The following is a 26,653-nucleotide window of genomic DNA, read 5'->3' as shown; positions in this document are numbered from 1 at the left end:
CCGATCTTCATGGCCAGTTTCCTCCCCAAACCGCCGTCTCTCATCGGCGCCGGGGGCCGGGAAAGGAGCCGGGACACTTTTCTTGATATTTAGATCAACCCCTTTCGTTCCAGGATGCAAGCCATTCCAATACATCCGATTTTCATGGATTTGGCAGCCCCGGCGGATCGGCCACCTGCCCATCGGATGTCGCGCCCGCACATCTCCGGCCACTCCAGGGCGGGGCGCGTCAGCGCGCCACCAGCATGCGGACGGCGCCGGCGACCGCCTCGGCCGTGATGCCGAAATGGCGCCAGAGATCCTCTTCCGCCCCGGAGGCGCCGAAGCCGCTCATGCCGATGAAGACACCGTCGGGCCCGATCCAGCGGTCCCAACCCAGCCGGACCGCGGCCTCCACGCCGATGCGCGGCGCGCGGCCCAGAATGCGCTCGCGCTCGTCCCGCGGCTGCTGCTCGAACAGCGACCAGCAGGGCATGGACACCACGGCCACCTGGATGCCCTCGGCCGCCAGCATCGCGCGGGCGCGCATCGCCAAGGCCACTTCCGTGCCGGTGGCGAGGATGGTGGCGGCACGCGCCCCCTCGGCTTCCGCCAGCACATAGGCGCCGGCCTCGCTGCGGTTGGCCCCCGCCTCGCGGCGCACGCCCTGCTGCGGCTGCCGCGCGAAGATCAGCGCCGAAGGACCGCTGCGATGCGCGATGGCGAGCTCCCAGCACTCGGCCGCCTCGACGGCATCCGCCGGCCGGAAGACGTGCAGGTTGGGAATGGCGCGGAGCGCCGCCAGATACTCGACCGGCTGGTGCGTCGGTCCGTTGCGGCCGATGCCGATGCTGTCATGGGTGAAGGCGTAGAGCACGGGCAGGCCCATCATCGCCGCCATGCGGAAGGCCGGGCGCTCGTAGTCGGAGAAGACCAGATAGGTCACGCCGCTCGGCACCACGCCGCCATGCGCGGCCATGCCGTTCAGCATGCTGCCCATGGCATGCTCGCGCACGCCGTAATGCAGGTAGCGTCCGTCGCGCCGCTCGGCGGTGAAGGCGGAGAGGCTGCGCTTGTGCTGCGTCGCCGCCTCGAGGTCGGGCGCGCCGGCCAGCATCTCCGGGATGGCGGCGCTGGCGATCTCGACGATTTCGCCGCAGGTCTTCCAGCCATGCTGGGTCAGGCCGGCCTCGGCCGCGCGCGCGGCGTAGGCGCGCAGGCCATCCTGCCAGCCCTCCGGCAGGCGCCCCTCGCGCAGGCGGTCCAGCAGCCGGCGCTGCGCGGGCGGCAGGGCCGCGACGCGACCCTGCCAGGCCTGGTATTCCGCGGCCGAGCGGCGGCCCGCCGCGCGCCAGGCTTCGGCAATGTCGGGCGGCACGACAAAGGCCGGATGCGGCCAATCCAGCGCCGCGCGCGCCGCATCGGTGATGGCCCGCGTGAGCTTGCCGGAATGCGCGGCCCGCGTGTCCTCCACGCCGGGCAGGCCGCGGCCGATCACGGTGCGGCAGGCGATGAAGCTGGGCCGCGGGTCGCGTTTGGCGAGCGTGAGCGCCGCATCCAGCGCCTCCGGATCATGCCCGTCCACCTCCAGCACCTGCCAATGAGCGGCGCGGAAGCGGGCCGGAAGATCCTCGCTCTGCGCGATGCCGATGGGGCCGTCATCGGTCATCCGGTTGTCGTCCCAGAGCCAGGTGAGCTTGCCGAGACGCAGATGCCCGGCGAGCGAGGCGACCTCATGCGCCACGCCCTCCTGCAGGCAGCCATCGCCCACCAGCGCGTAGCTGCGATGGTCGATCACGCCGGGAAGCTGTGCCGCGAGGAAGGCCTCGGCGACCGCCATGCCGGCGGCATTGGCGATGCCCTGCCCGAGCGGCCCGGTCGTCACTTCCACGCCATGCGCCGGGCAGTATTCCGGGTGACCCTCGCAGGGTGAGCCGAGTTCGCGGAAGCTTTGCAGCGCCTCGACCGGCATGCCGGCATAGCCGGTCAGATGCAGCAGCGCGTAGAGCAGCATGCTGCCATGGCCGGCGCTCAGCACGAAGCGGTCGCGGTCGAACCAGAGCGGATCGGCCGGGTTGTATTTGAGGTGGCGGGTGAAGAGCGCGGTGCAGATATCGGCCGCACCCAGCGGCGTTCCCGGATGGCCCTCGCCCACGCGCTCACAGGCATCCATGGCGAGGAAGCGGATGGCATGGGCCATCCGGCGCGGGTCGATGGGGCTGTTCATGCCGGCTTCCTCCTGGTTGGGGGTGATGTCGCCCTGCATCCGACTCATGCACAAGCGAGAATATTGCACGCGTTGCTGAACTCAGTTCATCATTCCAGATGCCCCAGCACCTGCCCCTCTCCGCGCTCCGCGTCTTCGAGGCCGCGACCCGCACCGGCTCCTTCCGCGCCGCCGCCGAGGATCTGGGCCTGACGCCCAGCGCCGTGAGCCACGCCATCCGCGGCCTCGAACGGGACCTCGGCACCATGCTCTTCGAGCGCGAGGGCCGCTCGATCCGCCTGACGCCCGAGGGCGACACGCTGATGCGCCATGTCGAGCGCGGCTTCGGCGAGTTGCACCTCGGCATCGGCAGCGTCGCCGCACGCCGCCCGCACCTGCTCAAGGTGCACAGCGCGCCGAGCTTTGCGGCGCAATGGCTGGTGCCGCGCCTCGGCCGGCTCCTGGAGGAGTGCGAGGGGCTGGAAATCCGCATCGCCGCCGGCACCGACTACACACGCTTCGTGGCCGATGAATTCGACGCCGACGTCGTCTATGGCGCGCCACCCGCCGAGAGCTACGGGACAGGCCACCAGGCCGTCGTCGTCCTGCCCCTGGGGACCGAGGTGGTCACGCCCCTCTGCTCCCCCGCCATGGCGGAGCGGATCCAGAGCGCGCGTGACCTCTTCGCCCTGCCGCTGATCGAAAGCGACAACAAGCGCGTGCGCTGGCCCGCCTGGTTCGCGGCCAATGGCCTCCCCGCCCCCGCCCCACGCGGCCCGCGCTTCGACCGCAGCTTCATCTCCATCAGCGCCGCCGCCGACAGCCTGGGCGTCGCGCTGGAGAGCACGCTGCTGGCCGAGCGCGAGCTGGCGAGCGGCCGCCTGGTGCGCCCACTCCAGGGCATCTGCGAGGATGTGGTTTATACCGGCCACTGGCTCGTCTTCCCGCGGGCCAAGCGCTACGCGCGCTCGATGCTGCTCTTCCTCGGCTGGATGAGCCAGGAGCTGGGGCTGCCCCTGAACCTGGACGGGGTGGACGCTGCCGCCAATAGATGAATTCAACTCTCCATATGGCGTGAATTTCTCGCTTGTGGATGAGCATGGCTGCGCGTCACATCCCCTTCAAGAACCATACTCCCAGGGGAAACGCATGCTGCTCGCCGACAAGACCGCCGTGATTTCGGGCGCCGCCAGCCTGCGCGGCATTGGCCGCGCCACGGCGCAACTCTTCGCCGCGCAGGGCGCGCGCATCGCCATCCTCGACCTCGACGAAGCCGGCGCCAAGGCCGCCGCCGCCGAACTCGGCGCGGGCCATATCGGCATCGGCTGCGACGTGGCCGATGCCGGAAGCTGCCGCCGCGCGGCCGAGCAGGCCATCGGCACCTTCGGCAAGGTGGACATCCTGATCAACAATGCGGGCATCACCCAGCCCCTGAAGATCATGGAGATCGAGCCCGAGAACTGGGCGCGTGTCGTGGATGTGAACATGACGGGCGTGCTCTATCTGAGCCAGGCCTTCATCCCGCATATGCGCGCCCGCAAGCAGGGCAGCATTGCCTGCATGTCGAGCGTCTCGGCGCAGCGCGGCGGCGGTATCTTCGGCGGGCCGCACTACTCTGCGGCCAAGGCGGGCGTGCTCGGCCTCGCCAAGGCAATGGCGCGCGAACTGGGCCCGGATGGCATCCGCGTGAACTGCGTGACGCCGGGCCTGATCCAGACCGACATCACCGGCGGCAAGCTGACGCCCGAGATGAAGACGGAGATCCTGAAGGGCATCCCGCTCAACCGCCTGGGCGATGCGATCGACGTGGCGCGGATCTATCTCTTCCTCGCCTCGGACCTCTCCGGCTACGTCACCGGCGCGGTGATCGACGTCAATGGCGGCATGCTGATCCACTGATGTCCCGCGCCAACGCCCCGAGCCTGGCCGAGCGCGCCCGCAACATCCGCCGCCACGCGCTGCGGATGGGCGAGGTGCAGGGCCAGGGCTACATCGCCCAGGCGCTCGGCATCGCCGATGTGCTGGCCGTCGCCTGGTTCCATGCGCTGCGGCACCGGCCCGAGGATCCGGAGTGGGAGGGGCGGGACCGCTTCCTGCTCTCCATCGGCCACTACGCCATCGCCTTCTATGCCGGGCTGATCGAGGCCGGCGTGATCCCCGAAAGCGAGATCGAGACCTACGGTACGGATGACAGCCGCCTGCCCATGTCCGGCATGGCCGCCTATACGCCGGGCATGGAGATGAGCGGCGGCTCGCTGGGCCTCGGGCTCGGCATCGCCGTGGGCCGCTGCCTCGGCCTGAAGCGCAAGGGCAGCGACAGCATCGTCCTCAACCTCATGTCCGATGGCGAGCTGGATGAGGGGCCGACCTGGGAGGCCGCGATGTCGGCCGGGCATTACCAGCTGAACAACCTGATCTGCCTGGTGGACGTGAACCGCATGCAGGCGGATGGCGTCTCCACCGGCGTGCTGAACTTCGAGCCGCTGGCTGACAAATGGGCGGCCTTCGGCTGGCATGTGCAGCGGGTGGACGGCAACGACATCCCCGCCCTCGTCGCCGCCTTCGACGCGGCGCGCAACACGCCGGAGCCGAAGCCCCGCGTCATCATCTGCGACACGAAGATGGCCAAGGGTGTGCCCTTCCTGGAAACGCGCGAGAAGTCCCACTTCCTCCGCGTCGAGGCCCATGAATGGGCGCTGGCGCTGGCCGCGCTGGATGCGGGAGAGCGCGCATGAGCCGCAAGAAGCAGATGGCCGCGGCCGATCCGAACAGGCCACGCCTGACCACCTCGGCCATGATCGCCTCGCTGGCGGGCGAGGATCAGCGCACGAGTCCCGCGCCCTTCGGCCGCGCGCTGGTGGAACTGGGTCGCACACGGCCGGAGATCCTTGGGCTGACGGCGGATCTCGCGAAATACACGGACCTGCACATCTTCGCGCAGGCCTATCCCGACCGCTTCTACCAGATGGGCATGGCGGAACAGCTGCTGATGCTGGCGGCAGCGGGCCTCGCGCATGAGGGGTTCGTTCCCTTCGTCACCACCTATGCCGCCTTCGCCTCGCGCCGCACCTTTGACTTCATCAGCCAGGGCATCGCCGAGGAAGGCCTGCCGGTGAAGATCTGCTGCGCCCTGCCCGGCCTCACCACCGGCTATGGCCCGAGCCACCAGGCGACGGAGGATCTCGCGATCTTCCGCGGCATGCCGGACCTCGTGATCGTGGACCCCTGCGATGCGCTCGACATTGAGCAGGCGGTGCCGCAGATCGCGGCGCATGACGGCCCCGTCTACATGCGCCTGCTGCGCGGCAACGTGCCGATGGTGCTGGACGAGTATGACTACCGCTTCGAGCTCGGCCGCGCGAAGCTGCTGCGCGACGGCGCGGATGTGCTGCTCATCTCCTCCGGCTTCATGACCATGCGCGCGCTGGAGACGGCGAAGCTGCTTGCCGCCGACCAGGTGGATGTGGCCGTGCTGCATTGCCCGACCATCAAGCCGCTGGACACGGCGACGCTGCTGCACGAGGTCGGCCGCAAGCCGCGCCTGACCGTGGTGGCGGAGAACCACAGCGTCATCGGCGGGTTGGGCGAGGCGGTGGCCGCGCTGCTGCTGAACGAGGGCACCATCCCGCCGCGCTTCCGGCAGATCGCGCTGCCCGACGCCTTCCTCGACGCCGGCGCCCTGCCGACGCTGCATGAGCGCTACGGCATTTCGGCCGAGGCCATGGCCGGGCGCATCAAGGGGTGGCTCGGCTGATGCTGCCGCTGCGCTCCATCGCCGTCTTCCATGCCGCGGCGCGGGCCGGCAGCCTCACGCGCGCGGCGATGGAGCTGGGCGTGACACCTTCGGCCGTGTCACAGCAGATCGCGGCGCTGGAGGTGCAGCTCGGCACCGCGCTGATGACGCGCCAGGGCCGGCGCATCGCGCTGACCGAGGCGGGCCAGCGCTACCTCGAGATGATCGCGCCGCATGTCGAGCGCATCGCCGAGGCGACGCTGTATGTGCGCGGCACGCTCTCCTCCGCATCGCTGATCGTGCGCGCGACACCCAGCTTCGCCACCAAGTGGCTGCTGCCCCGCCTGCCCCGCTTCCTCGACGCCCATCCCGAGATCGAGTTGCGGGTGGATGCGACCAATGAACCCACCGACTTCACGCGCGAGGGCGTGGACCTCGAGGTGCGCCACGGCGAGGGCGAATGGCCCGGCCTGATGGCCGAGCCGGTGGCGGAGGAGCGCTTCCTGCCGGTCTGCGCCCCCGGCCTCGTCGCGGCCGGCAGCCTGCGCGCGGAGGATCTCGGCGCCCACCGGCTGATCCATTCGGTGAAGTCGCAGGTGAAATGGGCTGCCTGGTTCGCGGCGCAGGGCCTGCCCCTGCCCGCCTCCCGCCGCGTGCTCTTCGATCGCAGCCACATGTCGGTCGATGCCGCCATGGCCGGCATGGGGATCGCACTGGAAAGCACGCTGATGCTGGGCGATGCGCTGGAGGATGGGCGGCTGGTCTGCCCCGTGGCCGCGCCGCCGGAGATGCGCCGTGCCACGCAATGGCTGGTCTGCCCGCCGGACCGGCTGCGCCACCGCCGGGTCCAGGCCTTCGCCGATTGGCTGCGCGCCGAAGCGCGTACCTGGGAGCGTGAATCATTAGAAAAACTGAAGCAAGCCGCCAAAAAACTCGTTTGTTCCTAATGGATCGCGCCGCCTAGCCTCACCGCGACGAAAGACTGAGGGAGGACACGATGAATCTTTCGACGTTGCTGGCTGCGCGCGGCCGCCCGGTGCGGGTGGGCCTGATCGGCGCGGGCAAGTTCGGCTCCATGGTGCTGGCCCAGGCGCAGCGCATCCCGGGCTTCCACGTGGTGGGTGTCGCCGATCTGGATGTGGGCAAGGCGCGCGCCTCGCTCGCCCGCGTCGGCTGGCCGGAGGAGCGCTACGCCGCGCGCAGCCTGGAAGAGGCGCATCGCACGGGCGGCACCTGCGTGCTGGATGACGCCGGCGCGCTGGCCGCCTTCGACGGCATCGAGTGCATCATCGAGGCCACCGGCCACCCCATCGCCGGCGTGCGCCACGCGCTCGCCGCCATCGAGGGCGGCAAGCACGTCATCATGGTGAATGTCGAGGCCGATGTGCTCTGCGGCCCGCTGCTGGCAGAGCGCGCGCGCGCCAAGGGCCTCGTCTACTCCATGGCCTATGGCGACCAGCCCGCCATCATCTGCGAGCTGGTGGACTGGGTGCATTCCTGCGGCTTCGAGCTGGTCTCGGCCGGCAAGGGGATGAATTTCGCGCCGCATTACCGGCACTCGACGCCCGACACCGTCTGGGGCTTCTTCGGCTGGACCGAGGAGGAGGTGGCGAAGGGCGACTTCAACCCGAAGATGTACAACTCCTTCACCGATGGCACGAAGGCGGCGATCGAGATGGCCGCCGTCGCCAACGGCACGGGCCTCGACTGCCCCGATGAAGGCCTCGCCTTCCCGCCCACCGGCCTGCATGACCTCGCGCAGGTCTTCAAGCCGCGCGCGGAGGGCGGGCGCCTGCCGCGCGCGGGCCTGGTGGACATCGCCGCCAGCCGCGAGCCGGATGGGCGCGTGGTGCACAACCACATCCAGTACGGCGTCTTCGTCACCTTCCGCGCCAACAACGAATATACCCGCGCCTGCTTCAACCAGTATGGGCTGCTGGTGGACCAGTCGGGCTGGTATGGCTCGATGTGGCGGCCCTTCCACATGATCGGGCTGGAGACCTCGGTCTCCGTCCTCTCCGCCGTGCTGCGGGGCGAGCCCACGGGCACGCCCCGCGAATTCCGCGGCGATGCCGTCTCCATCGCCAAGCGCAACCTCCAGCCGGGCGAGATGCTGGATGGCGAGGGCGGCTTCACCGTCTTTGCCGATGCGATCCCCGCCACGCGCAGCCTTGCCGCGCGCGCGCTGCCCATCGGCCTCGCGCACAACGTCAAGCTCCGCCGTCCGGTGGCGGAGGGCAGCCTGGTCTCCTTCGACGATGTCGAGATCGTCCGCGACCTCGATGTGCTCGCCCTGCGGCAGGAGATGGAGCGCGGCGGCGCACCGGGACAGGCCCGCGCGGCATGAGCGGCTTCGTCGTCCTCGCGGAATTCCAGGTGAAGCCCGGCTGCCTGGACGCGTTCCTCAGGCTGGCGCGCGAGGATGCCAGCCACTCGCTGCGCGACGAGCCCGGCTGCCGGCGCTTCGACGTGACCCTGCTGCACGCCGTCGAAAACCGCGTGCTGTTCTACGAGATCTATGACGACCGCGCGGCCTTCGACGCGCATCTCGCCACACCGCACCTCGCGCGCTTCCGCGAGGGATTTCCCGCATTGGCCGAGCAATTGCCGGTGCGCTTCGCATCGCTTCAACCCAGCTGATCCCCGGAACGGGGACGAACATCGAGACAGGGAGGACACCAATGAACATCAAGATCGCCCGCCGCGCCGTGCTGGCCGGCACCGCCATCCTGGCCGCGCCCACCACGCTGCGCGCGCAGGGGCAGGTGCGGCTGACCCTCGCGCATGGCACCGCCGCCGCCAATCCGCGCGGCGTGACCGCCGAGCGCATGGCGCTGCGGCTGCGTGAACTCTCCAATGGCCGTATCGAAATGCGTGTGGCCCATGCGGCGCAGCTCGGTGATGACGTCGCCATGCTGACCGCGCTGCGCACCGGCACGCTGGACATGAGCGTGAACAGCCAGGGCCCGACCTCCTCGCTCGTGCCGGAGATCGCGGCCCTCGGCCTGCCCTTCCTCTTCCCCGACGCCAATGCCGCCTATCGCGTGGTGGATGGCCCGGTGGGGCAGGAGCTGGGGCAGAAGCTCGGCGCCGTCGGGCTCGTGTCGCTCGGCTTCTGGGACAATGGGATCCGGCACATCACCAACCGCCGCCGCCCGATCAATCGGCCCGAGGATCTGCGTGGCCTGCGCATCCGCACCCCGGCCGACCCGGCGACGATCGACACCTTCCAGGCGCTCGGCGCGGCCACCCAGCAGATCAACTTCTCCGAGCTCTATGTGGCGCTCCAGCAGGGTGTGGTGGATGGGCAGGAGAATCCGCTGGCCAACATCCATGCCTCCAAGCTGCATGAGGTGAACCGCTTCATCTCGCTGACGGCGCACAAGTGGGAATGCTCGCCCTTCCTCGCCTCGCGCGTCGCCTGGGGGCGGCTGAACGAGGCGGATCGCGCGCTTGTCACCCAGGCCGCGCGGGAGGCGACGCAGCACAACCGGATGCTGATGCAGCAGGCCGATGTGCAGCTTCTGGCGGAATATCGCGGCATGTCCTCGGTCGAGGTGAATGTGGCCGACCAGGCCGCCTTCCGAGCCGCCACCGCGGGCGTGCTCGATGCCTGGCAGACCCGCCCCATCGGCGGCTTCGTGCGGCAACTGCGCAGCGCGGTCTCCTGAAATGGGCGGCCTGCGCATGGCCGGGACGCTGGACGCGGCCGTGCGCGGGCTGTGCCAGCTGGTGCTGGTGATCACCGGCATCGCCCTGATGGTGGCGCTCGGCGCCAATGTCATCGCCCGCTACATCTTCGACACGGGCGGGTTCGACTGGGCACAGGAGGTGCCGGAGCGCCTGTTTCCCTGGTTCATCATGGCAGGCGTGGGGCTGGCGGTGCAGACGGGCGGGCATGTGGCCGTGGAGACCGCGCTCTACCTCATGCCGCGCCGCGCCGCGCAGGCGCTGCTGCTGGCGGGGCACGCGCTGGTCATCGCGGCCTATGTGATGCTGGCGCAATCCTCCCTCGAGGTGGCGGAGATCGCCGCGATCGAGCGGTCGCCCGTGCTCGGCCTCTCCGGCGCGCATGGCTATTGGGCGGTGGCTTCGGGCTGCGTGCTGCTGGTGCTCGGCACGGCGACCAACATGCTGCGCGTCGCGCTGCTCGGCCCCGAAGGCCTGCCGCGCGACGCCGGGGAGACCAGCGTGACATGAGCCTCGTCCTCGTTCTGGCCTTCCTCGGCCTCATGGCGGCGGCGCTTCCGGTGGCGCATGCGCTGGTCATCGCCTCGGGCCTCGCCGTGATGTGGGACGGGCAGATGCCGCTGATGCTGGTGGCGCAGCAGATGTTCGCGCAGACCCAGTCCTTCCCCATGCTCGCCTTGCCCTTCTTCATCCTGGCCGGCGCGCTGATGATGGATGGCCGCCTGGGACAGGAGCTGCTGCGCTTTGCCGGCGAGGCGATGCTGCCCTTCCGCGGCGGCCCCCTGCAGGCGACGGTGGTGGGCTCGGTCGTGTTTGGCGGCGTCTCGGGTTCGGCCGTCGCCAACGCCTCCGCGCTGGGCTCGGTGATGATCCCCTGGCAAAAGCGGCTGGGCTATGCGCCCGGGCTTTGCGCGGCGAACAACGCGACCTCCTCTGTGATCGACATCCTGATCCCGCCCTCCATCCCGATGATCCTCTTCTCCGTCGTCTCCGGCGTCTCGGTGGGCGCGCTCTTCCTGGCGGGCGTGCTGCCGGGGCTGATGATGGCGGGCGGCTTCATGGCGGTCTGCTGGTGGAAGGGCCGCCCGCCCGAGGCGGATGCGCGGCTCGACCTGAAGCGCCTCGCGCGCCTCGCGCTGCTGGCCTCGCCCGCGCTGCTGCTGCCCATCCTGATCCTTCTGGCGCTGCGCTTCGGCTTCGCGACACCGACCGAGATCGCGGTGATGGCGGTGTTCTACGCGCTGGCCGCCTCCATCCTGATCTACCGCGACATGACCTGGCGGCGCTTCCTGCGGGCCTTCGTGGATGCCGGCGTCGCCACCGGCATCGTCATGCTGGTGATCATGGGCAGCGCGGCGGCCTCCTGGATCCTCACCTATGACCAGGTGCCGCAGCGCTTCGCCGAGTGGATCTCGCTCACCCTGCAGCATCCCATCCTCATCATCCTGGCGATGAACCTGATCATGTTGGTGATCGGCGGGCCGCTCGACCTGCCGCCGGCCATCCTGCTGCTCACGCCGGTCTTCCTGCCGCTGGCGGCGCAGATCGGCATGGATCCGCTGCAGCTCGGGCTGATGATGGTGATCAACCTCGGCATCGGCCTCTACACGCCGCCGGTGGGGACGACGCTGTTCATCTCGTCAACGCTCGCCCGGGCGCAGATGGGCGAGACGGTGCGGGCGATGTGGCCCTTCTTCGCCGTGGCCGTCGGCGTGCTGCTGGCGATCAGCTACGTCCCGGCGCTGACGCTGCGGTTCTGAGACCGCCCGCGACGGAGGTGACGTTCATCGCCCGAGGGCGCCTTGTGGCGGCGCCGCGCGTGAGGTGATCTCGGCCAGCAGGGCCGCGGCTTCCCGGTCGCGTGGATCGAGGGCCAGGGCGGCCCGCGCATGCGCCTCGGCCTGCGCCAGCCTTCCCCGGTCACGCTCCAGCGCGGCTGCGGCGATGAGGCTCTCGCGATGCCGTGGGTTGCGGGCAAGCGCGGCGACCGCCTCGTCGGTGCGGCCCTGCCGATGCAGCGCGAGCGCATGGGCATAGGCATAGTGTGGCCTGTCCGGCGCGAGCCTGGCCGCGGCCGCCAAGGCCTCGGTCGCCTCGCCCAGCCGGCCCCGCCGGACCTGCAGAAGCGCCAGCGCGTAGATCGGCTCGGCATCGGCCGGGTGCGCGGCCACGGCGCGCCGCAGCAGTGCCTCCGCGGCGTCGGGCTGGCCGCGCGCTTCCTCGAAGGCCGCCTGGTTCACGAGCGCGGGCAGGAAGGCGGGGTCGCGCGCCAGGGCGGCGCGATACGCCGCCTCGGCCCCGGCGCGGTCGCCGCGCTGGGCGAGCAGGGCCGCGATGTTCACATGCGCCTCCGGTCGCTCCGCCGCCACGCCCTCGCTGGCCAGCAACTCCGCCCAGGCGCGCGGGAAGGCGGCGCGCGCGGCCTCGGGCAGCGCATCCGGCGGGACCGGCGCCAGCGCGCGCGCGGCCTCGATGCGCACCAGCCGCACCTCGTCGGACAGGAGCCGCGCGGCGTGCAAGCGGTTCTGCGGCGGCAGCCCCTCCAGCGCGCGCAAGGCCGCGGCGCGCACCAGGGGCTCGGGGTCGAGCAGCGTGCCGCCCACAGCCTCGCCCACGGCGCGGCTCGGGCGGGCGGGCAGCAGCGACAGCGCCGTGGCGCGCAGGATGGCCGGGTGCGCGCGGTCGAGCGCGAGCCGGGCCAGCGCCTGGTCGGCGCCGGGCGCGGCCTCGCGGCCAGCATGGATCGCCAGCGCGGGATGCGGCGGGCCACGCGGGGGGCCGTGCCAGGCGGCGAGCTGCGTCGCCGCCCAGGCCTGGGTCTGGCCCGCATGGCAGGTGGTGCAGACATCGGGCGCCCCGATCGTGGCCGCGACATCGGGCCTGGGGATGCTGAAGGCGTGGTCGCGCCGCCGATCCACGCCCATGTAGGTCACTGCCGGCATGTGGCAGGACACGCATCGCGCACCCGCCCCGCCCGCTGCGTGGCGATGATGCTCCGCAGCCTCGAAGCGGCTGGGCAGGTGGCATTGCGTGCAGACTGCATTGCCCTCCGCCCGCAGCCTGCCGCTATGCGGCTGGTGGCAATCCGCGCAGACCACGCCGGCGCGCTGCATCCGGCTCTGCGCGAAGCTGCCCCATTCGAAGACCTCGCCCTGGATCTGGCCATCCGCATGGTATTCGCCGCGCGCCAAAAGCAGCGGCGCATGGGTGTCCAGGAAGCGCTGCCCGGGCAGCGGATCGGCCACCAGCGGGCGCGCGCGCGCATGGCAGGGCGCGCAGGTCTCCACGCCGGCCTGGGTCGCCTGGCGCGGCGGGCCGTCCCAGCGCGCGATGCCGCGCGCGTCGCCCTCCAGGAAGCGCCAGCCGCCGCCGGAGCGATCGCGCAACACGACCTCGAGCCCGCGATGGAGAACGCCTGGGCGCGCGCCATCGCGCGCCCAGGCGACATGGGCGGCGCCACGGCCATGGCAGGATTCGCAGCCGACGCTGATCTCCGTCCAGCGCGTCTCGTAGCGGTCGCGCGCTGCGTCATAGCCGCGCACCAGGCCGGTCGAGTGGCAGGAGGCGCACATGAAGTTCCAGTTCTGGTCACGTCCGGTCCAGTGCAGCGGATCACCGGCGCGCAGCGTCTCCTCCGGCAGCAGGTGATACCAGCGCTGCCCGCCATCCTCGCGCGGGCGGCTGTCCCAGGCCCAGGGCAGCACCTGGCGGCGCCCATCCGGCATGAGGACGAGGTATTGCTGCAGCGGATCGGCGCCGAAGGTCTCGGTCACCTCGACATCGGCGACGTCGCCGCCAGGACCATCGGTCCGGACCAGCCAGCGGGCCCCATCGCGCAGGAAGGTGGCGCTGTGCCGCCCATCGGTCACGCTGCGGCTGGAGAAGTCGCCCAGCACGGTCGCGGGCGTGGCCGCCGCCATGGCGCGCGCGTGATCGCTCGCCTGCCAATCGGCATGTTCCCGCGCATGGCAGCCGCCGCATGTGGCCGAACCGACGAAGCCCGCGCGCTCCGCCTCGCGCGCCCTGGGCTCCGCCGGCACCGTGACCAGCGCCGCGATCACGAAGGGCAGCAGGATCATCGCCAGCAGCGCCAGGCTGCCCGCCAGGCGCCGAGCGGCCGTCGGCGCCGGAACGGGGCCAGGAAGCCTGGCGGCCATCTTCGGCTCCGACATCGGGCCGGCGGGCGGCCGCGGGTCCCGGCTCAGTTCGGCCGTCGCTGGCGTCGTGCCATCTCCTCTTCCAAGATCCGCAGCGAGGCCGGCGTGATGGTGCTCTCGCCGAGGTCGATGGTCAGCCGCCGGATCCGCCCCGTGAAGGGGTTGGGCGAGGTGTAGTCGCGGTCATCCACGGAGGTGCCGGTGTCGAGGCCCACGTCGAAGGTCTCGTCCCAGGCGACGGTGAAGGGCAGCGTGTTCTGCAGCGCGCGCTGCGCCACCTGCGTGCCGTTGACGGTCAGCGTGCCGGTGCCGCCGCGCCCGAAGGGCATACCCTCCGGCTGCATCTGCCAGTCGAAGACCAGCGTGTGCCGGCCCGGCGGCAGCGCCGTCGGCCCCTCCCAGCGGTGGTTCTGCGTGCCGAGGAAGTTCCAGTTGAACACCGGGCGCCCCTGGACGAGGTAGAAGGCATAGCCCGAGAAGCGGCCACCCTGCGTCACCAGCACGCCATTCGCCCCACCCGGCGGCACCTCGATCTCGGCGGTGACGCGGTAGGAGCGGTTGAGCAGACTCGGCGCCGCGCTGCCCTGGATCGAGCTGACGGGGCCGGTATAGGTGAACTGGCGGCGCCCCGCGGCCGGACCGGGCCGCGCCGAGATCAGCCGTGTCAGCGTGGAATTGTCGAGCGGCAGCACCTGGAAGCGCGTCGCCTCCGTCAGGAACAGGTCCTGCAGCGCGCGCAGCCGTGCCGGTTCCCGCGCGGCCAGATCGTTCATCTGCGTCGGGTCCTCGGCGAGGTTGTAGAGCTCCCAGCGGTAGCCGTTGGTCACGTCGGCCGGCTTGGGGGATTGCGAATCCCAGGGCGGCACGGGCGGCGTGGTGCTGGCCATCCAGCCCTCGTGATAGATGGCGCGGTTGCCCATGATCTCGAAATATTGCGTACGGCGGCGGGATGGCGCGTCGCGGTTCGCCGCGTCGAAGGTATAGGCCATGCTGACGCCCTCGATCGGGCGCTGCGGGACGCCGTTCACCATGTTGGGCGCCCGGATGCCGGCCGCCTCGAGGATGGTCGGCACCACGTCGATGACATGGTGGAACTGGTGGCGGATGCCGCCACGCTCCGCGATGCGGCGGGGCCAGGAGATGGCCATGCCGTTGCGCGTGCCGCCCAGGTGCGAGGCGATCTGCTTGGTCCAGCGGTAGGGCGTGTTGAGCGCGAAGGTCCAGCCGATGGACATGTGGTTGTAGGTGCGGTCATTCCCCCAGGCGTCGAGGAACGGCATCATCTGGTCCACCGTGAAGAAGGTCCCGTTGAACCAGGCCACCTCGTTCACCGTGCCGTCGGGCCCGCCTTCCGCGCTGCCGCCATTGTCGCCGCTGATGTAGATGATGAGGGTGTTGTCGATCTGCCCGGCATCCTCCACCGCCTGGATCACCCGGCCGATCTCATGGTCGGTATAGGCCAGGTAGGCGGCGTAGACCTCCATCTGGCGGGCATAGAGCCGGCGCTGGTTGTCGGAGAGGCTTTCCCAGCGCGGAACATATTCAGGCAATGGCGGCAGCTGCGCGTTGGCCGGGATCACCCCGAGGCGGCGCTGGTTGTCGAAGATGCGCTGGCGCAGCACCTCCCATCCGCCATCGAACTGGCCGCGGAACCGGGCGATCCATTCGGGCGTCGCGTGGTGCGGCGCATGCGCGCCGCCTGGCGCGTAGTGGATGAACCACGGGCGGTTGGGCGCCACCGAGGTGGTGAGGCGGATGTGGTTGATGGCGTCATCCGCCATCGCCGTGGTCAGATTCCAGCCCGGCACGCCGAGGTTCGGATGGATCGGCGTGGTGTTGCGGAACAGGTTGCCGGGCTGCCACTGGCTCGTGTCGCCGCCGACGAAGCCGTAGAAATAGTCATAGCCCTGGCCGGTCGGCCAGTTCCGGAACGGACCGGCCGGCGTCGATTCCCAGGTGGGCACATTGTGGTTCTTGCCGAACCACGAGGTGGCGTAGCCCATCTCGCGCAGCACGGCGGCGACATGCGCCGTCTCGGGCGGGACGATCGAGTTGTAGCCGGGGAAGCCGGTCGTCAGCTCGGAGATCACCCCGGCGCCGACCGAATGGTGGTTGCGGCCCGTCAGCAGGGCGGCGCGCGTGGGCGAACACAGCGCGGTGGTGTGGAACTGGGTGTAGCGCAGCCCGGCCTGCGCCACGCGCTCCAGCGCGGGCGTGGGAACGACGCCGCCGAAGGTGGAGGGCGCGCCGAAGCCGACATCATCGGTCAGGATGACGAGGACATTGGGCGCCCCTTCGGGCGCGGCGATCTGTGGCGGCCAGGCGAGCTGGCTGTCACCCACATTGGGCATGATCGCGCCGGTGAAGGGGGGTGTCGGCGCCGGCAGGCTGAAGCTGTTCGGCGTCATCACGGCATCGGGGGCGCCGGGCGTGCCGCGGATCTCCTGGGCCGCAGCCCCCGCGGTCACGGCGACCATCGCCAATCCAGCCCAGAGCAGCCCGCGGGCCGTCGTTCTCAACCTGATCATCGGTTCTTGCTCCACTGGCAGGCCCGGCGACCAAGTCGATCGGTGGAGATGTCGCCCGGCTCCACGAAACTGTCCCATACCGCCTTCGTGGTCGGTAGGAGGTCTCACTATCCAGATCGGGCAAACTCAGGCGCTTTTCGGGCCATGCCGCCGCGCCAGGGTCTGTGATGGGGTCTCGCCGAAAAGCCCGCGATAATCCCGGGCGAAGTAACCGAAGTGCCAGAAGCCGTGCGACAGCGCGACCGACTTCACCTGCGGCGTGCCGCCCTCCGCATCCAGCAGGGCGCGACGGGCCAGCACCAGGCGGCGCATCTTCAGGTAGGCGGCGGGACTCATCCCGACGACAGCCACGAAGGCATCCTGCAGCTTGCGCCGCGACACGGCGAGCGCCACGCACAGCTCGTCACGGCTGATCGGCCGGGCGAGGTGAACGCGCAGGAACTCCTCGGCGCCGCGCACCACGCGCAGGGCCTCGCGCGTGGCGCGTCCCGGCGGGCCCGCGACGGCATCGTTGGTCAGGGCCGACGCGACCAGCTCGCGCATGGACAGCGCCAGGACCCGCGCACAATCCGGGCGCCCCAGGATCTCGGGCGGGGCATCCACCAGCGCCGCGGCGCCGGCATAAGCGGCGGCAAGGGCCTCGGCGGCGACCGGGTCGAGCGCCAGAAGGCGGGTCGAGCCGGTGGCGCGGCCGGGGATCGACGTCAACTCGGCAAGCTCCTCCAGGTCGCTCGCCGGCAGGGCGATCGCCCCCCATTCGAGCGGGTCGGGCGCCTGCGCGAGGAACTCGGCGCCACCGGGCGCAAGGAGCACCTGCATGGGCTGGAGTGGCGTGCCGTTCAGGGTGGGGGGAACGCCATGGCAGCGGCGCGGAAACACCAGCCCGACGATGCCGGGGTCGAAGGCGGCGCGCGCGATATGGGCGCCGTCCTCGGCGAGCTGGATCACGGTATCGCCGAGGCGCAGGACGCGAAGCGTGCCCGAGAAGGGGCGGCCCGGAATGGGCAGATACTCGAACTGCCCACCGAGCAGGTCGGCCGCGAAATCCTCCGGCTCGGCGAAGCGGCGGAAGCCGACGGCGGCTTCCTCTCCGGCTGCACGCAGCATGCGGCTTTCCTCCCTCGTGCCTTGGTGGCGGCAGCTCGGTCCTCAACGCATCCGGATGAGGTTGTTCGCCTCGCCTTCGATGCGCAGAGCCTCATGCTTGTTTAGCCCGTCCATGGGGCTGACCGCATGGATAAATGTGCTTCGCCCGGCCGACTGCTTGAAAGGCTGGCTCTCCGGCCGTTCTGGCGTCGCAGGACGCCGAGACGCACGTGACCCGTTGGGGTCAGGGAGGCCTGGGTCGTGCATCGGGATCGATTGAAGGGGGGACGGCCGGAGGCCAAGGAGCGCATCCGAGTGCCGGCCCATTGGCCCGAATCCATCGCCGAACACGCCGCCGCGGTGATCCTCAGCCCGGTTCGCCATCCGCACCCGCAGGACCAGCCCGCGCGCGACAGCGATTGCCCGACGGATGGGCGGGTCGGCTGCACGCTGCCCGGCGCCGGCGGCGCCATCGCGATCATCCGGAGGGCATGGACCGGGATGCGGAAGCGGAGTGAGGCGCTGGACCACAGGATGCCGGGGATGGCCACGGCCTCCCGCCAGGAGGTGTCTGGGCCGGGTGCGGCACGGGGGCTGGCTTCGCTGAAGCCTCTCAAGCTTCGCGGATGAATCCGGAAGAGGTGGAGGCAGGCGGGATACACGCCACCGCCTGTCGCCAAAGCTTCTTCCATTCGCAGCATCGGTGACATGCCCCTGCCCTACCCCCGCCTCGCAACCTGATGGGTGGGAGGGTGCTTGTGCCGGGCGTTTTGTTGCGAGGCATCCAGAAGAGCTTCGGTGCCACACCTGTGTTGCGGGACGTCACGCTCGACGTCTCCGAGGGCGAGTTCGTCGCCATCCTGGGCGCGTCCGGCTGTGGCAAATCCACCCTGCTGCGGATCCTCGCCGGATTGGAAACCGCCGATGCCGGCGAGGTGCTGATCGGTGACCGCCGCGTGGATGCGCTGCCCCCCAAGGCGCGGGACCTCGCCATGGTGTTTCAGAGCTACGCCCTCTACCCCTACATGACCGTCGGCCAGAACATCGCCCTCCCGCTGGAGATGCGCCGGATGTCGGCGATCCAGCGCATTCCGGTGCTGGGGCGGATTTGGTCGGGCGCGGCGCGCCAGGCGATCGCGGCCGATGTCGCGGCCGTCGCGGCGCCGCTCGGTCTCGCGCCGCTGCTCGCCCGCAAGCCGGCGCAACTCTCCGGCGGGCAGCGCCAGCGCGTGGCCCTGGCCCGCGCGATGGTTCGCAGCCCCGCGGCCTTCCTGATGGATGAGCCGCTGTCCAACCTCGATGCGCGCCTGCGGGCGGAGGCGCGGGCCGAGATCGTGGCGCTCACCCGCAGGCTCGGCGTCACCACCCTCTACGTCACCCATGACCAGGGTGAGGCGATGGCGATGGCCGACCGCGTGGCGGTGATGCAGGCCGGCCGCGTGCTGCAATTGGCGCCGCCGCAGGAGCTCTATGACGAGCCGGCCAGTCTGGAGGTCGCCCGCTTCATCGGCTCGCCGCCCATGAACGCGCTGCCCGCCCATGTCGGCGAGGACGGCGCGGTGATGGTTGGTGATGTCCGCCTGCCCTGGCTCAGCCCGGCGCGTGGTCCGGTGATGCTAGGCGTCCGGCCCGAGGGCTGGGTGCCGGCCGGCCACGGCATCCCTGGCGTCATCGCGCTGATCGAGCATCTGGGCGCCGAGACCCTGTGCCACCTCGAGGGTGGCGCGGTGCTGCGGCTCGCACCTGACGCGGCGCGGGGGATGCTCGCGGGGCAGGCCCTGCGGCTGGCCGTGCGCAAGGCGGTGCTGTTCGGCCCGGATGGCCGGCGGCTGCCCCTGCAGGCCGCGCTGCGGGAGGCCGCGCTTGGCTGATCCGCGACGCCCACCCAGCCCCCGGCGCGCAGAGGCGCTGGCCGGCACGCTGCTGGCGCTGCCGGCCCTCATCCTGATGTGGCTCATGCTGCTGGGCCCAGCCGTCGCGGTCGGCCTGCTCTCGCTCACCGACTGGAATTTCGGCGAGCCGCAGATCCGCTTCGCCGGCCTCGACAACTACGAGGAGATGTGGGGCGACCGGGTGTTCTGGATCAGCCTGCGCAACACGGTGATCTATGTCGGCATCTCGGTGCCCGCCACGGTAATGCTCGGGCTCCTCGCCGCCGTCGCGATCGAGAGCGTGGGGCCCAAGCTGCGCGGCTTCTATCGCGCCGCCTATTTCCTGCCGGTGGCCAGCACGCTGCTGGCCATGGCGCTGGTCTGGGAGTTCATGTTCCACCCCAGTGTGGGCTTCGTGAATCAGGTCTTCCGGGCCCTGGGCCTGCCCACCGCCGACTGGCTGCAGAACCCGGACACGGCCTTGTTCGCGCTGGCCGCCATCGGCGTCTGGCAGAATCTCGGCCTGGCCATGGTGCTGTTCATGGCGGGGCTGAAAGCCATCCCGCCTGATCTGTACGAGGCGCTGGCGATGGATGGCGCCGATGGCACCTGGGAGCGTTTCCGCCGCGTGACCTGGCCGATGCTGGGCCCGGCACTGGTCTTCGTCGTCGCCATCACCGCCATCCGTAGCTTCCAGGTCTTCGACACGGTCCAGGTGCTGACCGAGGGCGGGCCCTCGAAATCCACCGAGGTGCTGCTCTTCACCATGGTGCAGCAGGGCTTCACCTTCCTGCGCTCGGCCTATGGCGCCGCCATCACGATGGTGTTCCTGCTCCTCACCCTCGCCATCACCCTGGCGCAGACCGTGATCCTGGATCGGCGGGCGCATTATGGTTAGGCGCGCGCTGACACATCTCGTGCTGCTGGCCGGTGCCGTGGCCATGCTGGCGCCCTTCGTCATCATGCTGTCCATCTCGCTGAAGCCGCCGGGCGAGGTGTTTTCACCGCAATTCGCACTCCTGCCCACGCAATGGCACGCAGTCGAGAACTACACGGCCGCCTTCACCAAGGTGCCGCTGGCGCGCTTCATGGCGAACGGGCTCTTCGTCACGCTCTGCATCTTCGCCGCCCAGGCCATCACCGCGCTGCCCATGGCCTATGCCCTGGCCAAGCTGCGCTGGCGTGGGCGCGAGGCGGCCTTCGCGCTGGTGGTGCTGGCCCTGCTGATCCCGCCGCAGGTGCCGGCCATCCCGCTCTATATCGGGCTGTGGCAGCTCGGGCTGCTCAACACCTACGCCGCCATCATCCTGCCCTCCACCATCTCGGTGTTCGGCATTTTCCTGATGCGGCAATTCTTCCGCACCGTGCCCGATGACCTGATCGCGGCGGCGCGGATGGACGGGCTGTCCGAATGGGCCATCGTTTGGCGGATCATGCTGCCGACCGCCGCACCCGCCATCGCGGCCTTCGCCTGCCTCTCCTTCATCTGGAACTGGAACGAGTTCTTCTGGCCGCTGATCGCGGTGCAGGAGGAACACCTGATGACGCCGCCCCTCGGCATCGCCTTCTTCTCGAATGCCGAGGCGGGCACCTCCTTCGGGCCGCTGATGGCGGCCGCCACGGTGGTGACCGCGCCCCTTGCCCTCGCCTTCCTGCTCGCCCAGCGCGCCTTCATCTCGGGCGTGACGATGACGGGCGTGAAATGACCCACAACACTCGCTGGAGCCCCGCCATGCATCGCCGCACCCTGCTTGCCACGCCGCTTGCCTTTCCTGCCCTGGCAGCGCCAGCCCTGGCACAGACCGCCCCCACGGACATCTCCATCCAGTATTCCATCCCGGAGCTGTTCCGCGGCCTGATGGAGGAGGTGGCCACCGCCTTCATGCGGGCCAACCCCAACATCCGCGTGACGATCCGCGCGCCCGAGCCCGATTACGAGGCCATCCTCCAGCGCAACCTGCGCGATGCGGTGACGCGCCAGTTGCCCGATGTCGCCTTCCATGGCCTGAACCGGCAGCGCACGCTGGTCGAACGCGAAATCCCGGTGGACCTCAAGCCCTTCATGGCGGCCGATGCGCGCCTCGCCGAGCAGGGTTATTCGGAGAGCCTGCTGTCGCTCGGCCAGGTCGGCCAGTTGCAGACCGGCATCGGCTTCGCGCTCTCCACGCCCATCCTCTACTACAATATGGAACAGCTGCGCCGCGCCGGCGGCAATCCGGAGAAGCTGCCCAGCAGCTGGGCCGAGGTCGCGGCGCTGGCGCGTGCCATCCATGGCACGGCCGAGAACCTGAACGGCATGTTCTACGACTGGACCATCACCGGAAACTGGGCCTGGCAGGCGCTGGTCTTCAGCCATGGCGGGACCATGCTGTCAGCCGATGAGCGCCAGGTGGCGATGGGCAATGAGCAGGGCCAGCGCGCCATCGCGGCCCTGCGCATGCTCGTGGATGAGGGCCGCATGCCCGACATGCGGCCGAACGCCGCCATCGCCGATTTCTTCGCCGGGCGCCTGGGCATCTCGATGCAGTCCACCGCCCAGCTCGGCCGCTACAACCGCGAGATCGGCGGCCGTTTCCCGCTGGTCTGCGGCCGCTACCCGCTCTCGGCCCCGAATGCGCGGCTGCCGGCCGGCGGCAATGTCGCGATGATGTTCACGCGCGACGCGGCGAAGCAGGCCGCCGCCTGGGAGTTCATCAAATTCGCGACCGGCCCGGTCGGCGCCACCATGATGGTCAACGCCACCGGCTATATGCCCGCCAGCACCATCCCGGCGCAGCGCGAGGAGATGCTGGGCCGCTTCTACCGCGAGAACCCGAACCACCTCGTCACCTTCCGCCAGCAGGATGTGATCACCGGCTGGTACGCCTTCCCCGGCCAGAACGCGCTGCGCATCACCGACACGATCAATGACCATCTGCAAAGCGTGGTGGCCCGGCGGGCCGAGCCGCAGGCGGCGCTGACCCGCATGGCGGCCGACGTGCAAGCCCTGCTGCCGCGCCGCTGATCCGATGTTCGACTTCATCCACATCACCGACCTGCACATCCTGCCCGCCGGCGAGACCAATTACGGGCTCGACCCGGCGGAGCGGCTGCGCATGGCGGTCAGGAGCATCGCCGAGCGGCACGGCCCCGGCAGCGCAGCACCGGCTGCATTCGTGATCGCCACCGGCGACCTGACGCATCACGGCCAGCCCGAAGCCTATGCGCAGCTGCGCGAGATCCTGGAGGGGCTGCCCCTGCCCTTCCACCTGATGCTCGGCAATCATGACGAGCGCGACCATTTCCGCGCCGCCTTCCCCGATCAGGGCGTGGACGAAGACGGCTTCGTCCAGCAGGCGATCGAAACGGAGGCAGGGCTCTTCCTCCTACTCGACACCAAGACACCCGGCACCCATGCCGGTGCGCTGTGCGAGAAGCGGCTGGCCTGGCTGGCCGCCCGCCTGGCCGAGAGCGAGGGGGCGGTCTTCCTGTTCCTGCACCACCCGCCCATGCCCGTGGGCATCGTCCAGATGGATCGCATCCAGATGATGCATGCGGCCGAGCTGGCCGCCGTGCTCGCGCCGCACCAGCCGCGCATCCGGCACATGTTCCACGGCCATCTGCACCGGCCGCTGGCGGGATCATGGCGGGGCATCCCCTTCAGCTCGATCCGCGGCACCGCGCACCAGGTGGCACTCGACCTCTCCGAACGCGGAACCGTGCCGGGCAGCCATGAACCTGCCGCCTATGCCTTGGTGCGGGTGAGCGACGACGCGGTGATCGTGCACAGCCACGACTATCTCGATCAGAGCGGGCCTTTCGACCTTTGATTGGCGCCAGCCCCTCAGGCGCGCCCCGCCATGGGCGTTCAGGGGGCCACGGTCGCCCCACGGTCAGGATGGCGACGCTGGCGGAGAGCAAGCCGGCCCGCACCGCCTCCTTGTCCTCCACGGCGCCGGCCCACCACGCCCGCGAGGGTGAGGCCGCTCATCCGGCGATCACGCCCACGATGATGGTGCCCCAGGTGGTCAGCAGGATGTGGCCGAAGGGTGCGGCGGGCGTATAGCCCAGCACCGCGACCGCGCTGCCCGAACGATCCTGCACGGCAGCCATCGCAGGCGTCATGGTCTGCGCGCCCGCCAGCCCGCCCAGGAGGAGGATGGGGTTCATCCGCAGCACATAGCGGCCGAAATAGAGGCCCACGATCATTGGCATGAGCGTCACCACCATGCCGCCGAAGAGCAGGCCAATGCCCGCCTCAGCCAGCGCCGAGACGAAGACCGGCCCGGCATGCAGCCCGGTCATCGCCACGAAGGCGGCGAGGCCGAGCGCCGTCATCAGCGAGACGGCGTCATCCGGGATGCGGCCGAAGAGCGGGAAGCGCGTACGCAGATGGCCGACGACGAGCCCGGCCAGCAGCGTGCCCACGCTGGTGCTGAGCGAGATCTGCAGCCCGCCCACGGTGAAGGTGACCAGCACGCCGGCCAGCCCGCCCAGGAAGATGGCGAGGCCCAGCACGACGAAATCCGTGCTGGCGACCGGCGCCACCACCGCGCCGATGCGCGCGGCCGCACGCGCCACGGTGGGGGCGGGCCCGGCGAGGCGGAGCATGTCCCCGCGCTCCAGCACCAGGCCGGGTGAGAGCGGCAGTTCCTGCCCGCCGCGGCGCACCCCGCGCAGGAAGAGGCTGCGGGCGCCCGGCTCGCGCGCCAGCTCCGCGACGGAGCGGCCGGCGACCTCCGCACTCGTCAGCAGCACGTCCACCAGGCTGACAGGGATGTCGAGCAGCTCCTGGTCCTCGACCTCCTCCGCCAGCGGGCCCACCACTTCGAGCAGTGCGGCGCGCGGGCCGGTGACGGCCACCACGTCGCCCACCGCCAGCACCAGCTCCGGCGTGCCCTCCAGCAATTCGCCATTCCGCCGCACGCGCTCGACGAAGAGACGGTGCACCCCGCTGCGCGCCTCCGCCGCCGCGATGGTCATGCCGATGACGGCCGCGCCCTCCGGCACGCGATAGGCGCGCGCCTCGATGCGGCGCCAGGCGGAGATGGTGCCCGGCGGACGCCGGGTGATACCGAGTTCACGCTCCAGCGCCAACGCCTCGGCCTTGAGGTCGATGCCGAGCAGGCGTGGGCCGACCACGCTGCAGAACAGGATGGCACCCACCGCCCCGAAGACGTAGCAGACCGCATCCGCCACCGCGATGTGCGCGACCAGGCGCGCACGCTCCTCGGGCGGGAGCGGCAGGGCGTTGATCGCCTCGGTCGCGGTACCCATGGCGGGGCTTTCGGTCAGCGCGCCGGAGACGAGGCCGGCCGCGAAGCCCGCATCCAGGCCCAGCGTCTTCGCCACGGTGATGGCGGTGAGCAACCCCGTGACGCAGCAGATGATGGCGAGCAGCACGGGCTTCAGCCCGTCCCGCTTCAGCGCCTGCACGAATTGCGGGCCGACCGAATAGCCGATGCCGAAGAGGAAGAGCAGGAAGAGAAAGGACTTCGCCATGCCCGAGACCGGCACATGCGCGAACTGTCCGATCAGGATGCCCGCGAAGAGCGAGCCGGTGACGGGACCGAGGCTGAAGCCCGCGATCCGCACGCGGCCGATGAGGTATCCGATGCTGATGACCAGGAACAGCGCGAGTTCCGGATATCTGACGAGAAATTCCGCGAACCACGCCATTCCTGCTCTCCTTGGCCGATCGGGCTATTGCGCCGGCAGCATGGCAAGATAACCGGCGTCCGTCAGCCGCACGCCCATGCCCCGCGCGAGCAGCGGATTGCCCGCACGGAGGCCCATGATGGCGACGAAGGCGATCAGGCCCGGATCCTTCAGCAGATGGCGCGCCACCGCCGGCGGATCGGCGCAGCCGCGCGGCCGCGGCGCGATGGAGGGGAGGATGACGCCCAAGACCGTCAGCCTGCCCGCATGGCCCAGGCCCATCTCGGCGCCGAAGGCCGGCAATCCGGTCTGGACGATCAGGACGCCCAGGGTCGTGACGATGGCAAGCGTCGGCCGTCCGATGGCGTCATGCGGGCGCTGGGGCACGCGCCAAGGGGCATGCTCCGTGAGCCGCACCTTCACGGGCGGCGCCACCTCATGGTGACGGGAGTGCTTTGTCCTCTAACCCTCCGCCATGACCGTCGCGGCCCTCGCGAGCGGTGAGCGGACAGGCCCGCATGGGCGGCACCCGGGCGTGGGCCGCGATCAGCGGGGTGGGCTGGCGCGCGGCACCTCGACCATCTCGCGCTGCAGGAAGACGTTGAGGAAGGTCCGGATCGCCGCCACCGCGGCGAGCTTGCCGATCTGGTCCCAGCCCGGCGAAATCGCCGTGCCGACGATGTCGGCCGCGAGCTGGAACTCCAGCGCGAGCGAGAGGCCGCGCGCCAGGCCCATCCGCACATCCGGCGCCGCGCGGCCCAGCGCCTGGCGCAGCAACCGCCCCACCGCCATCAGCATGGCGACGAGGATGATGGCGATGCTCACCGCCTCGATGCCCAGCTTGAGCCAGGAGGCCACCGCGATCACCGCGGCTTCGAGACCTTCGGGAAGGGGCACGACAGGCATGCGCGGGCTCCGGGCTGGCCCCATGGCCGGGGCGCGTGGGTGATCCGGGCCTGGCGCCGGCCCGCGGCGCGGGCGGGGCGATGCAGCCCAGTCTCACGCCAGGCTAGCCCAGGAGCGGGGCCGGCGCGCACCCATCATCAAGCCCGGGGCGGCGCAGGGCATCGGACAGGCCTGGCGTGGCGGAGGGCGACAGGATCGACCTGCGCCGGATCGGCCTGGATTCCAGCCTGCTGGGCAACCAGAGCTTCACCTGGATTGGTGGTGCCGATTTTGGCGAGGTGGTGGGCGAGTTGCGCTTTGCCAGCGGGGTGCTCGAGGGTGACCTGGATGGCGACGGCGGGGCCGACTTCCAGGTCACGCTCACCGGGATCGCAGCGCTGACGGCAGCCAATATCTGGCTCTAGGACAAGGCGCTGCATGACTTGGTCTGCCGTTTGAATATCTGCCCCGGAGGGGCGGAGGGTGTTGGCGCTAACGCAAGAAGCCCGTTGGCGTGGGCCAATGGGCATGATCTGCTCTTTGGCTCTGTGTTGATGGATGTTGGGACCGCGTTCGGATCATGGCGAACACGTGTGGTCTGATGGACAGGCCCCGTTGAATGATCCGGGCGAAACTTCAGGTCACCATCCCTGCCGGACCTCTTCCTGAGCCATCTTGGATGGGCCGCCTGCCATGGCGTTTCAGGTGCGGGCGGGCGATATCCCTGCGATGAGCGTGACCGGGTCCGGTTGCAGTGGCACCCTCATTCCTCGATCAGGATTTGAGCCTCCCGGAGAAGGTTTAACAGCTCTGCGTCCAGCGGTTGGTTTGGAAATTTGCCGTTGCAGCGCTCGTCGCAGCTATTCTCCTACGGACAGCCC

23 protein-coding genes are annotated in these 26,653 nt (G+C 70.2%); 16 read left to right on the top strand and 7 right to left on the bottom strand.

Translation table 11 applies throughout. The annotated features are described in order from the left end of the window. Window positions 1–229: 229 nt before the first annotated feature. Entirely contained in the window at window positions 230–2,254 is a 2,025-nt protein-coding gene (locus tag R9Z33_RS03900) for a transketolase family protein (protein ID WP_318649992.1), read from the bottom strand. Window positions 2,255–2,304: 50 nt separating this feature from the next. On the opposite strand from R9Z33_RS03900, the gene R9Z33_RS03895 reads away from it, so the two are divergent. The 10 genes from R9Z33_RS03895 to R9Z33_RS03850 all read left to right on the top strand — a co-directional run bounded on the left by R9Z33_RS03895 (window position 2,305) and on the right by R9Z33_RS03850 (window position 11,368). Next, window positions 2,305–3,240: a LysR family transcriptional regulator gene (locus tag R9Z33_RS03895; protein WP_318649991.1), complete on the top strand. Its 936-nt coding sequence runs from the start codon at window positions 2,305–2,307 to the stop codon at window positions 3,238–3,240. Between the two features lie 94 nt (window positions 3,241–3,334). Next, a complete protein-coding gene (locus R9Z33_RS03890) occupies window positions 3,335–4,084 on the top strand; it encodes an SDR family NAD(P)-dependent oxidoreductase (RefSeq protein ID WP_318649990.1) in 750 nt (249 codons plus the stop codon). Continuing rightward, entirely contained in the window at window positions 4,084–4,920 is an 837-nt protein-coding gene (locus tag R9Z33_RS03885) for a transketolase (RefSeq protein WP_318649989.1), read from the top strand. The genes R9Z33_RS03890 and R9Z33_RS03885 overlap by 1 nt, the downstream gene beginning before the upstream one ends. After that, window positions 4,917–5,939 (top strand): transketolase family protein, encoded by a 1,023-nt coding sequence (locus R9Z33_RS03880; protein ID WP_318649988.1) that lies wholly within the window; start codon window positions 4,917–4,919, stop codon window positions 5,937–5,939. The genes R9Z33_RS03885 and R9Z33_RS03880 overlap by 4 nt, the downstream gene beginning before the upstream one ends. After that, window positions 5,939–6,865 carry a LysR substrate-binding domain-containing protein gene (locus R9Z33_RS03875; protein WP_318649987.1) on the top strand — a complete coding sequence of 309 codons (927 nt, stop codon included), beginning with the start codon at window positions 5,939–5,941 and terminating at the stop codon, window positions 6,863–6,865. The genes R9Z33_RS03880 and R9Z33_RS03875 overlap by 1 nt, the downstream gene beginning before the upstream one ends. A 50-nt stretch (window positions 6,866–6,915) precedes the next feature. Further along, window positions 6,916–8,265 carry an NAD(P)H-dependent oxidoreductase gene (locus tag R9Z33_RS03870; protein WP_318649986.1) on the top strand — a complete coding sequence of 450 codons (1,350 nt, stop codon included), beginning with the start codon at window positions 6,916–6,918 and terminating at the stop codon, window positions 8,263–8,265. Beyond that, window positions 8,262–8,558 (top strand): putative quinol monooxygenase, encoded by a 297-nt coding sequence (locus tag R9Z33_RS03865; protein WP_318649985.1) that lies wholly within the window; start codon window positions 8,262–8,264, stop codon window positions 8,556–8,558. The genes R9Z33_RS03870 and R9Z33_RS03865 overlap by 4 nt, the downstream gene beginning before the upstream one ends. 41 nt (window positions 8,559–8,599) lie before the next feature. Then, window positions 8,600–9,589 carry a TRAP transporter substrate-binding protein gene (locus tag R9Z33_RS03860; RefSeq protein ID WP_318649984.1) on the top strand — a complete coding sequence of 330 codons (990 nt, stop codon included), beginning with the start codon at window positions 8,600–8,602 and terminating at the stop codon, window positions 9,587–9,589. A 16-nt stretch (window positions 9,590–9,605) separates the two neighbouring features. Beyond that, a complete protein-coding gene (locus R9Z33_RS03855; protein ID WP_318649983.1) occupies window positions 9,606–10,118 on the top strand; it encodes a TRAP transporter small permease in 513 nt (170 codons plus the stop codon). Then, entirely contained in the window at window positions 10,115–11,368 is a 1,254-nt protein-coding gene (locus R9Z33_RS03850; RefSeq protein WP_318649982.1) for a TRAP transporter large permease, read from the top strand. The genes R9Z33_RS03855 and R9Z33_RS03850 overlap by 4 nt, the downstream gene beginning before the upstream one ends. A 24-nt stretch (window positions 11,369–11,392) precedes the next feature. On the opposite strand, the gene R9Z33_RS03845 is transcribed toward R9Z33_RS03850, so the two are convergent. The 3 genes from R9Z33_RS03845 to R9Z33_RS03835 form a co-directional block, all read right to left on the bottom strand. Further along, a complete protein-coding gene (locus R9Z33_RS03845; protein ID WP_318649981.1) occupies window positions 11,393–13,765 on the bottom strand; it encodes a tetratricopeptide repeat protein in 2,373 nt (790 codons plus the stop codon). Window positions 13,766–13,809: 44 nt separating this feature from the next. Further along, window positions 13,810–16,293 carry an arylsulfatase gene (locus R9Z33_RS03840; protein ID WP_318649980.1) on the bottom strand — a complete coding sequence of 828 codons (2,484 nt, stop codon included), beginning with the start codon at window positions 16,291–16,293 and terminating at the stop codon, window positions 13,810–13,812. A 126-nt stretch (window positions 16,294–16,419) separates the two neighbouring features. Beyond that, window positions 16,420–17,400, bottom strand: a complete 981-nt coding sequence (locus tag R9Z33_RS03835) for a helix-turn-helix domain-containing protein (protein ID WP_318649979.1) — start codon at window positions 17,398–17,400, stop codon at window positions 16,420–16,422. 788 nt (window positions 17,401–18,188) lie between these two features. Between R9Z33_RS03835 and R9Z33_RS03830 the strand changes: the two genes are divergently transcribed. The 5 genes from R9Z33_RS03830 to R9Z33_RS03810 are packed head-to-tail and all read left to right on the top strand — an operon-like array spanning window position 18,189 to window position 23,059. Beyond that, window positions 18,189–19,250, top strand: a complete 1,062-nt coding sequence (locus tag R9Z33_RS03830) for an ABC transporter ATP-binding protein (RefSeq protein ID WP_318649978.1) — start codon at window positions 18,189–18,191, stop codon at window positions 19,248–19,250. Further along, window positions 19,243–20,148 carry a carbohydrate ABC transporter permease gene (locus R9Z33_RS03825; RefSeq protein WP_318649977.1) on the top strand — a complete coding sequence of 302 codons (906 nt, stop codon included), beginning with the start codon at window positions 19,243–19,245 and terminating at the stop codon, window positions 20,146–20,148. Before R9Z33_RS03830 ends, R9Z33_RS03825 begins: the two co-directional genes overlap by 8 nt. Then, the gene (locus R9Z33_RS03820) at window positions 20,141–20,956 is read left to right on the top strand and encodes a carbohydrate ABC transporter permease (RefSeq protein WP_318649976.1); all 816 of its coding nucleotides are present in this window, start codon (window positions 20,141–20,143) and stop codon (window positions 20,954–20,956) included. Before R9Z33_RS03825 ends, R9Z33_RS03820 begins: the two co-directional genes overlap by 8 nt. Before the next feature lie 26 nt (window positions 20,957–20,982). Then, a complete protein-coding gene (locus R9Z33_RS03815) occupies window positions 20,983–22,254 on the top strand; it encodes an extracellular solute-binding protein (RefSeq protein ID WP_318649975.1) in 1,272 nt (423 codons plus the stop codon). Window positions 22,255–22,258: 4 nt separating this feature from the next. Next, the gene (locus R9Z33_RS03810; protein WP_318649974.1) at window positions 22,259–23,059 is read left to right on the top strand and encodes a phosphodiesterase; all 801 of its coding nucleotides are present in this window, start codon (window positions 22,259–22,261) and stop codon (window positions 23,057–23,059) included. Window positions 23,060–23,216: 157 nt separating this feature from the next. Here R9Z33_RS03810 and aspT read toward each other — a convergent pair whose 3' ends face one another. The 3 genes from aspT to R9Z33_RS03795 all read right to left on the bottom strand — a co-directional run bounded on the left by aspT (window position 23,217) and on the right by R9Z33_RS03795 (window position 25,793). After that, window positions 23,217–24,908 carry an aspartate-alanine antiporter gene (gene aspT / locus R9Z33_RS03805; RefSeq protein ID WP_318649973.1) on the bottom strand — a complete coding sequence of 564 codons (1,692 nt, stop codon included), beginning with the start codon at window positions 24,906–24,908 and terminating at the stop codon, window positions 23,217–23,219. 24 nt (window positions 24,909–24,932) lie between these two features. Continuing rightward, on the bottom strand, window positions 24,933–25,310 hold the full coding sequence (locus R9Z33_RS03800) for a cation:proton antiporter family protein (RefSeq protein ID WP_318649972.1): 378 nt from the start codon (window positions 25,308–25,310) through the stop codon (window positions 24,933–24,935). Window positions 25,311–25,433: 123 nt separating this feature from the next. Then, window positions 25,434–25,793 (bottom strand): DUF1622 domain-containing protein, encoded by a 360-nt coding sequence (locus R9Z33_RS03795; RefSeq protein WP_318649971.1) that lies wholly within the window; start codon window positions 25,791–25,793, stop codon window positions 25,434–25,436. Window positions 25,794–25,969: 176 nt separating this feature from the next. Between R9Z33_RS03795 and R9Z33_RS03790 the strand changes: the two genes are divergently transcribed. Continuing rightward, window positions 25,970–26,197: a hypothetical protein gene (locus R9Z33_RS03790; RefSeq protein WP_318649970.1), complete on the top strand. Its 228-nt coding sequence runs from the start codon at window positions 25,970–25,972 to the stop codon at window positions 26,195–26,197. The last annotated feature ends 456 nt before the right edge of the window (window positions 26,198–26,653 follow it).

This window comes from Sediminicoccus rosea, from assembly GCF_033547095.1.
GTDB lineage: Bacteria > Pseudomonadota > Alphaproteobacteria > Acetobacterales > Acetobacteraceae > Roseococcus > Roseococcus rosea.
This window is presented reverse-complemented; position numbering and strand designations above follow the sequence as displayed.

Excerpts from the sequence above, each read along its gene's own strand:
- R9Z33_RS03900 (WP_318649992.1), bottom strand. The coding sequence starts at position 2,254 with ATGAGTCGGATGCAGGGCGACATCACCCCCAACCAGGAGGAAGCCGGC.
- R9Z33_RS03895 (WP_318649991.1), top strand. The coding sequence starts at position 2,305 with ATGCCCCAGCACCTGCCCCTCTCCGCGCTCCGCGTCTTCGAGGCCGCG.
- R9Z33_RS03890 (WP_318649990.1), top strand. The coding sequence starts at position 3,335 with ATGCTGCTCGCCGACAAGACCGCCGTGATTTCGGGCGCCGCCAGCCTG.
- R9Z33_RS03885 (WP_318649989.1), top strand. The coding sequence starts at position 4,084 with ATGTCCCGCGCCAACGCCCCGAGCCTGGCCGAGCGCGCCCGCAACATC.
- R9Z33_RS03880 (WP_318649988.1), top strand. The coding sequence starts at position 4,917 with ATGAGCCGCAAGAAGCAGATGGCCGCGGCCGATCCGAACAGGCCACGC.
- R9Z33_RS03875 (WP_318649987.1), top strand. The coding sequence starts at position 5,939 with ATGCTGCCGCTGCGCTCCATCGCCGTCTTCCATGCCGCGGCGCGGGCC.
- R9Z33_RS03870 (WP_318649986.1), top strand. The coding sequence starts at position 6,916 with ATGAATCTTTCGACGTTGCTGGCTGCGCGCGGCCGCCCGGTGCGGGTG.
- R9Z33_RS03865 (WP_318649985.1), top strand. The coding sequence starts at position 8,262 with ATGAGCGGCTTCGTCGTCCTCGCGGAATTCCAGGTGAAGCCCGGCTGC.
- R9Z33_RS03860 (WP_318649984.1), top strand. The coding sequence starts at position 8,600 with ATGAACATCAAGATCGCCCGCCGCGCCGTGCTGGCCGGCACCGCCATC.
- R9Z33_RS03855 (WP_318649983.1), top strand. The coding sequence starts at position 9,606 with ATGGCCGGGACGCTGGACGCGGCCGTGCGCGGGCTGTGCCAGCTGGTG.
- R9Z33_RS03850 (WP_318649982.1), top strand. The coding sequence starts at position 10,115 with ATGAGCCTCGTCCTCGTTCTGGCCTTCCTCGGCCTCATGGCGGCGGCG.
- R9Z33_RS03845 (WP_318649981.1), bottom strand. The coding sequence starts at position 13,765 with ATGGCCGCCAGGCTTCCTGGCCCCGTTCCGGCGCCGACGGCCGCTCGG.
- R9Z33_RS03840 (WP_318649980.1), bottom strand. The coding sequence starts at position 16,293 with ATGATCAGGTTGAGAACGACGGCCCGCGGGCTGCTCTGGGCTGGATTG.
- R9Z33_RS03835 (WP_318649979.1), bottom strand. The coding sequence starts at position 17,400 with ATGCTGCGTGCAGCCGGAGAGGAAGCCGCCGTCGGCTTCCGCCGCTTC.
- R9Z33_RS03820 (WP_318649976.1), top strand. The coding sequence starts at position 20,141 with ATGGTTAGGCGCGCGCTGACACATCTCGTGCTGCTGGCCGGTGCCGTG.
- R9Z33_RS03815 (WP_318649975.1), top strand. The coding sequence starts at position 20,983 with ATGCATCGCCGCACCCTGCTTGCCACGCCGCTTGCCTTTCCTGCCCTG.
- R9Z33_RS03810 (WP_318649974.1), top strand. The coding sequence starts at position 22,259 with ATGTTCGACTTCATCCACATCACCGACCTGCACATCCTGCCCGCCGGC.
- aspT (WP_318649973.1), bottom strand. The coding sequence starts at position 24,908 with ATGGCGTGGTTCGCGGAATTTCTCGTCAGATATCCGGAACTCGCGCTG.
- R9Z33_RS03795 (WP_318649971.1), bottom strand. The coding sequence starts at position 25,793 with ATGCCTGTCGTGCCCCTTCCCGAAGGTCTCGAAGCCGCGGTGATCGCG.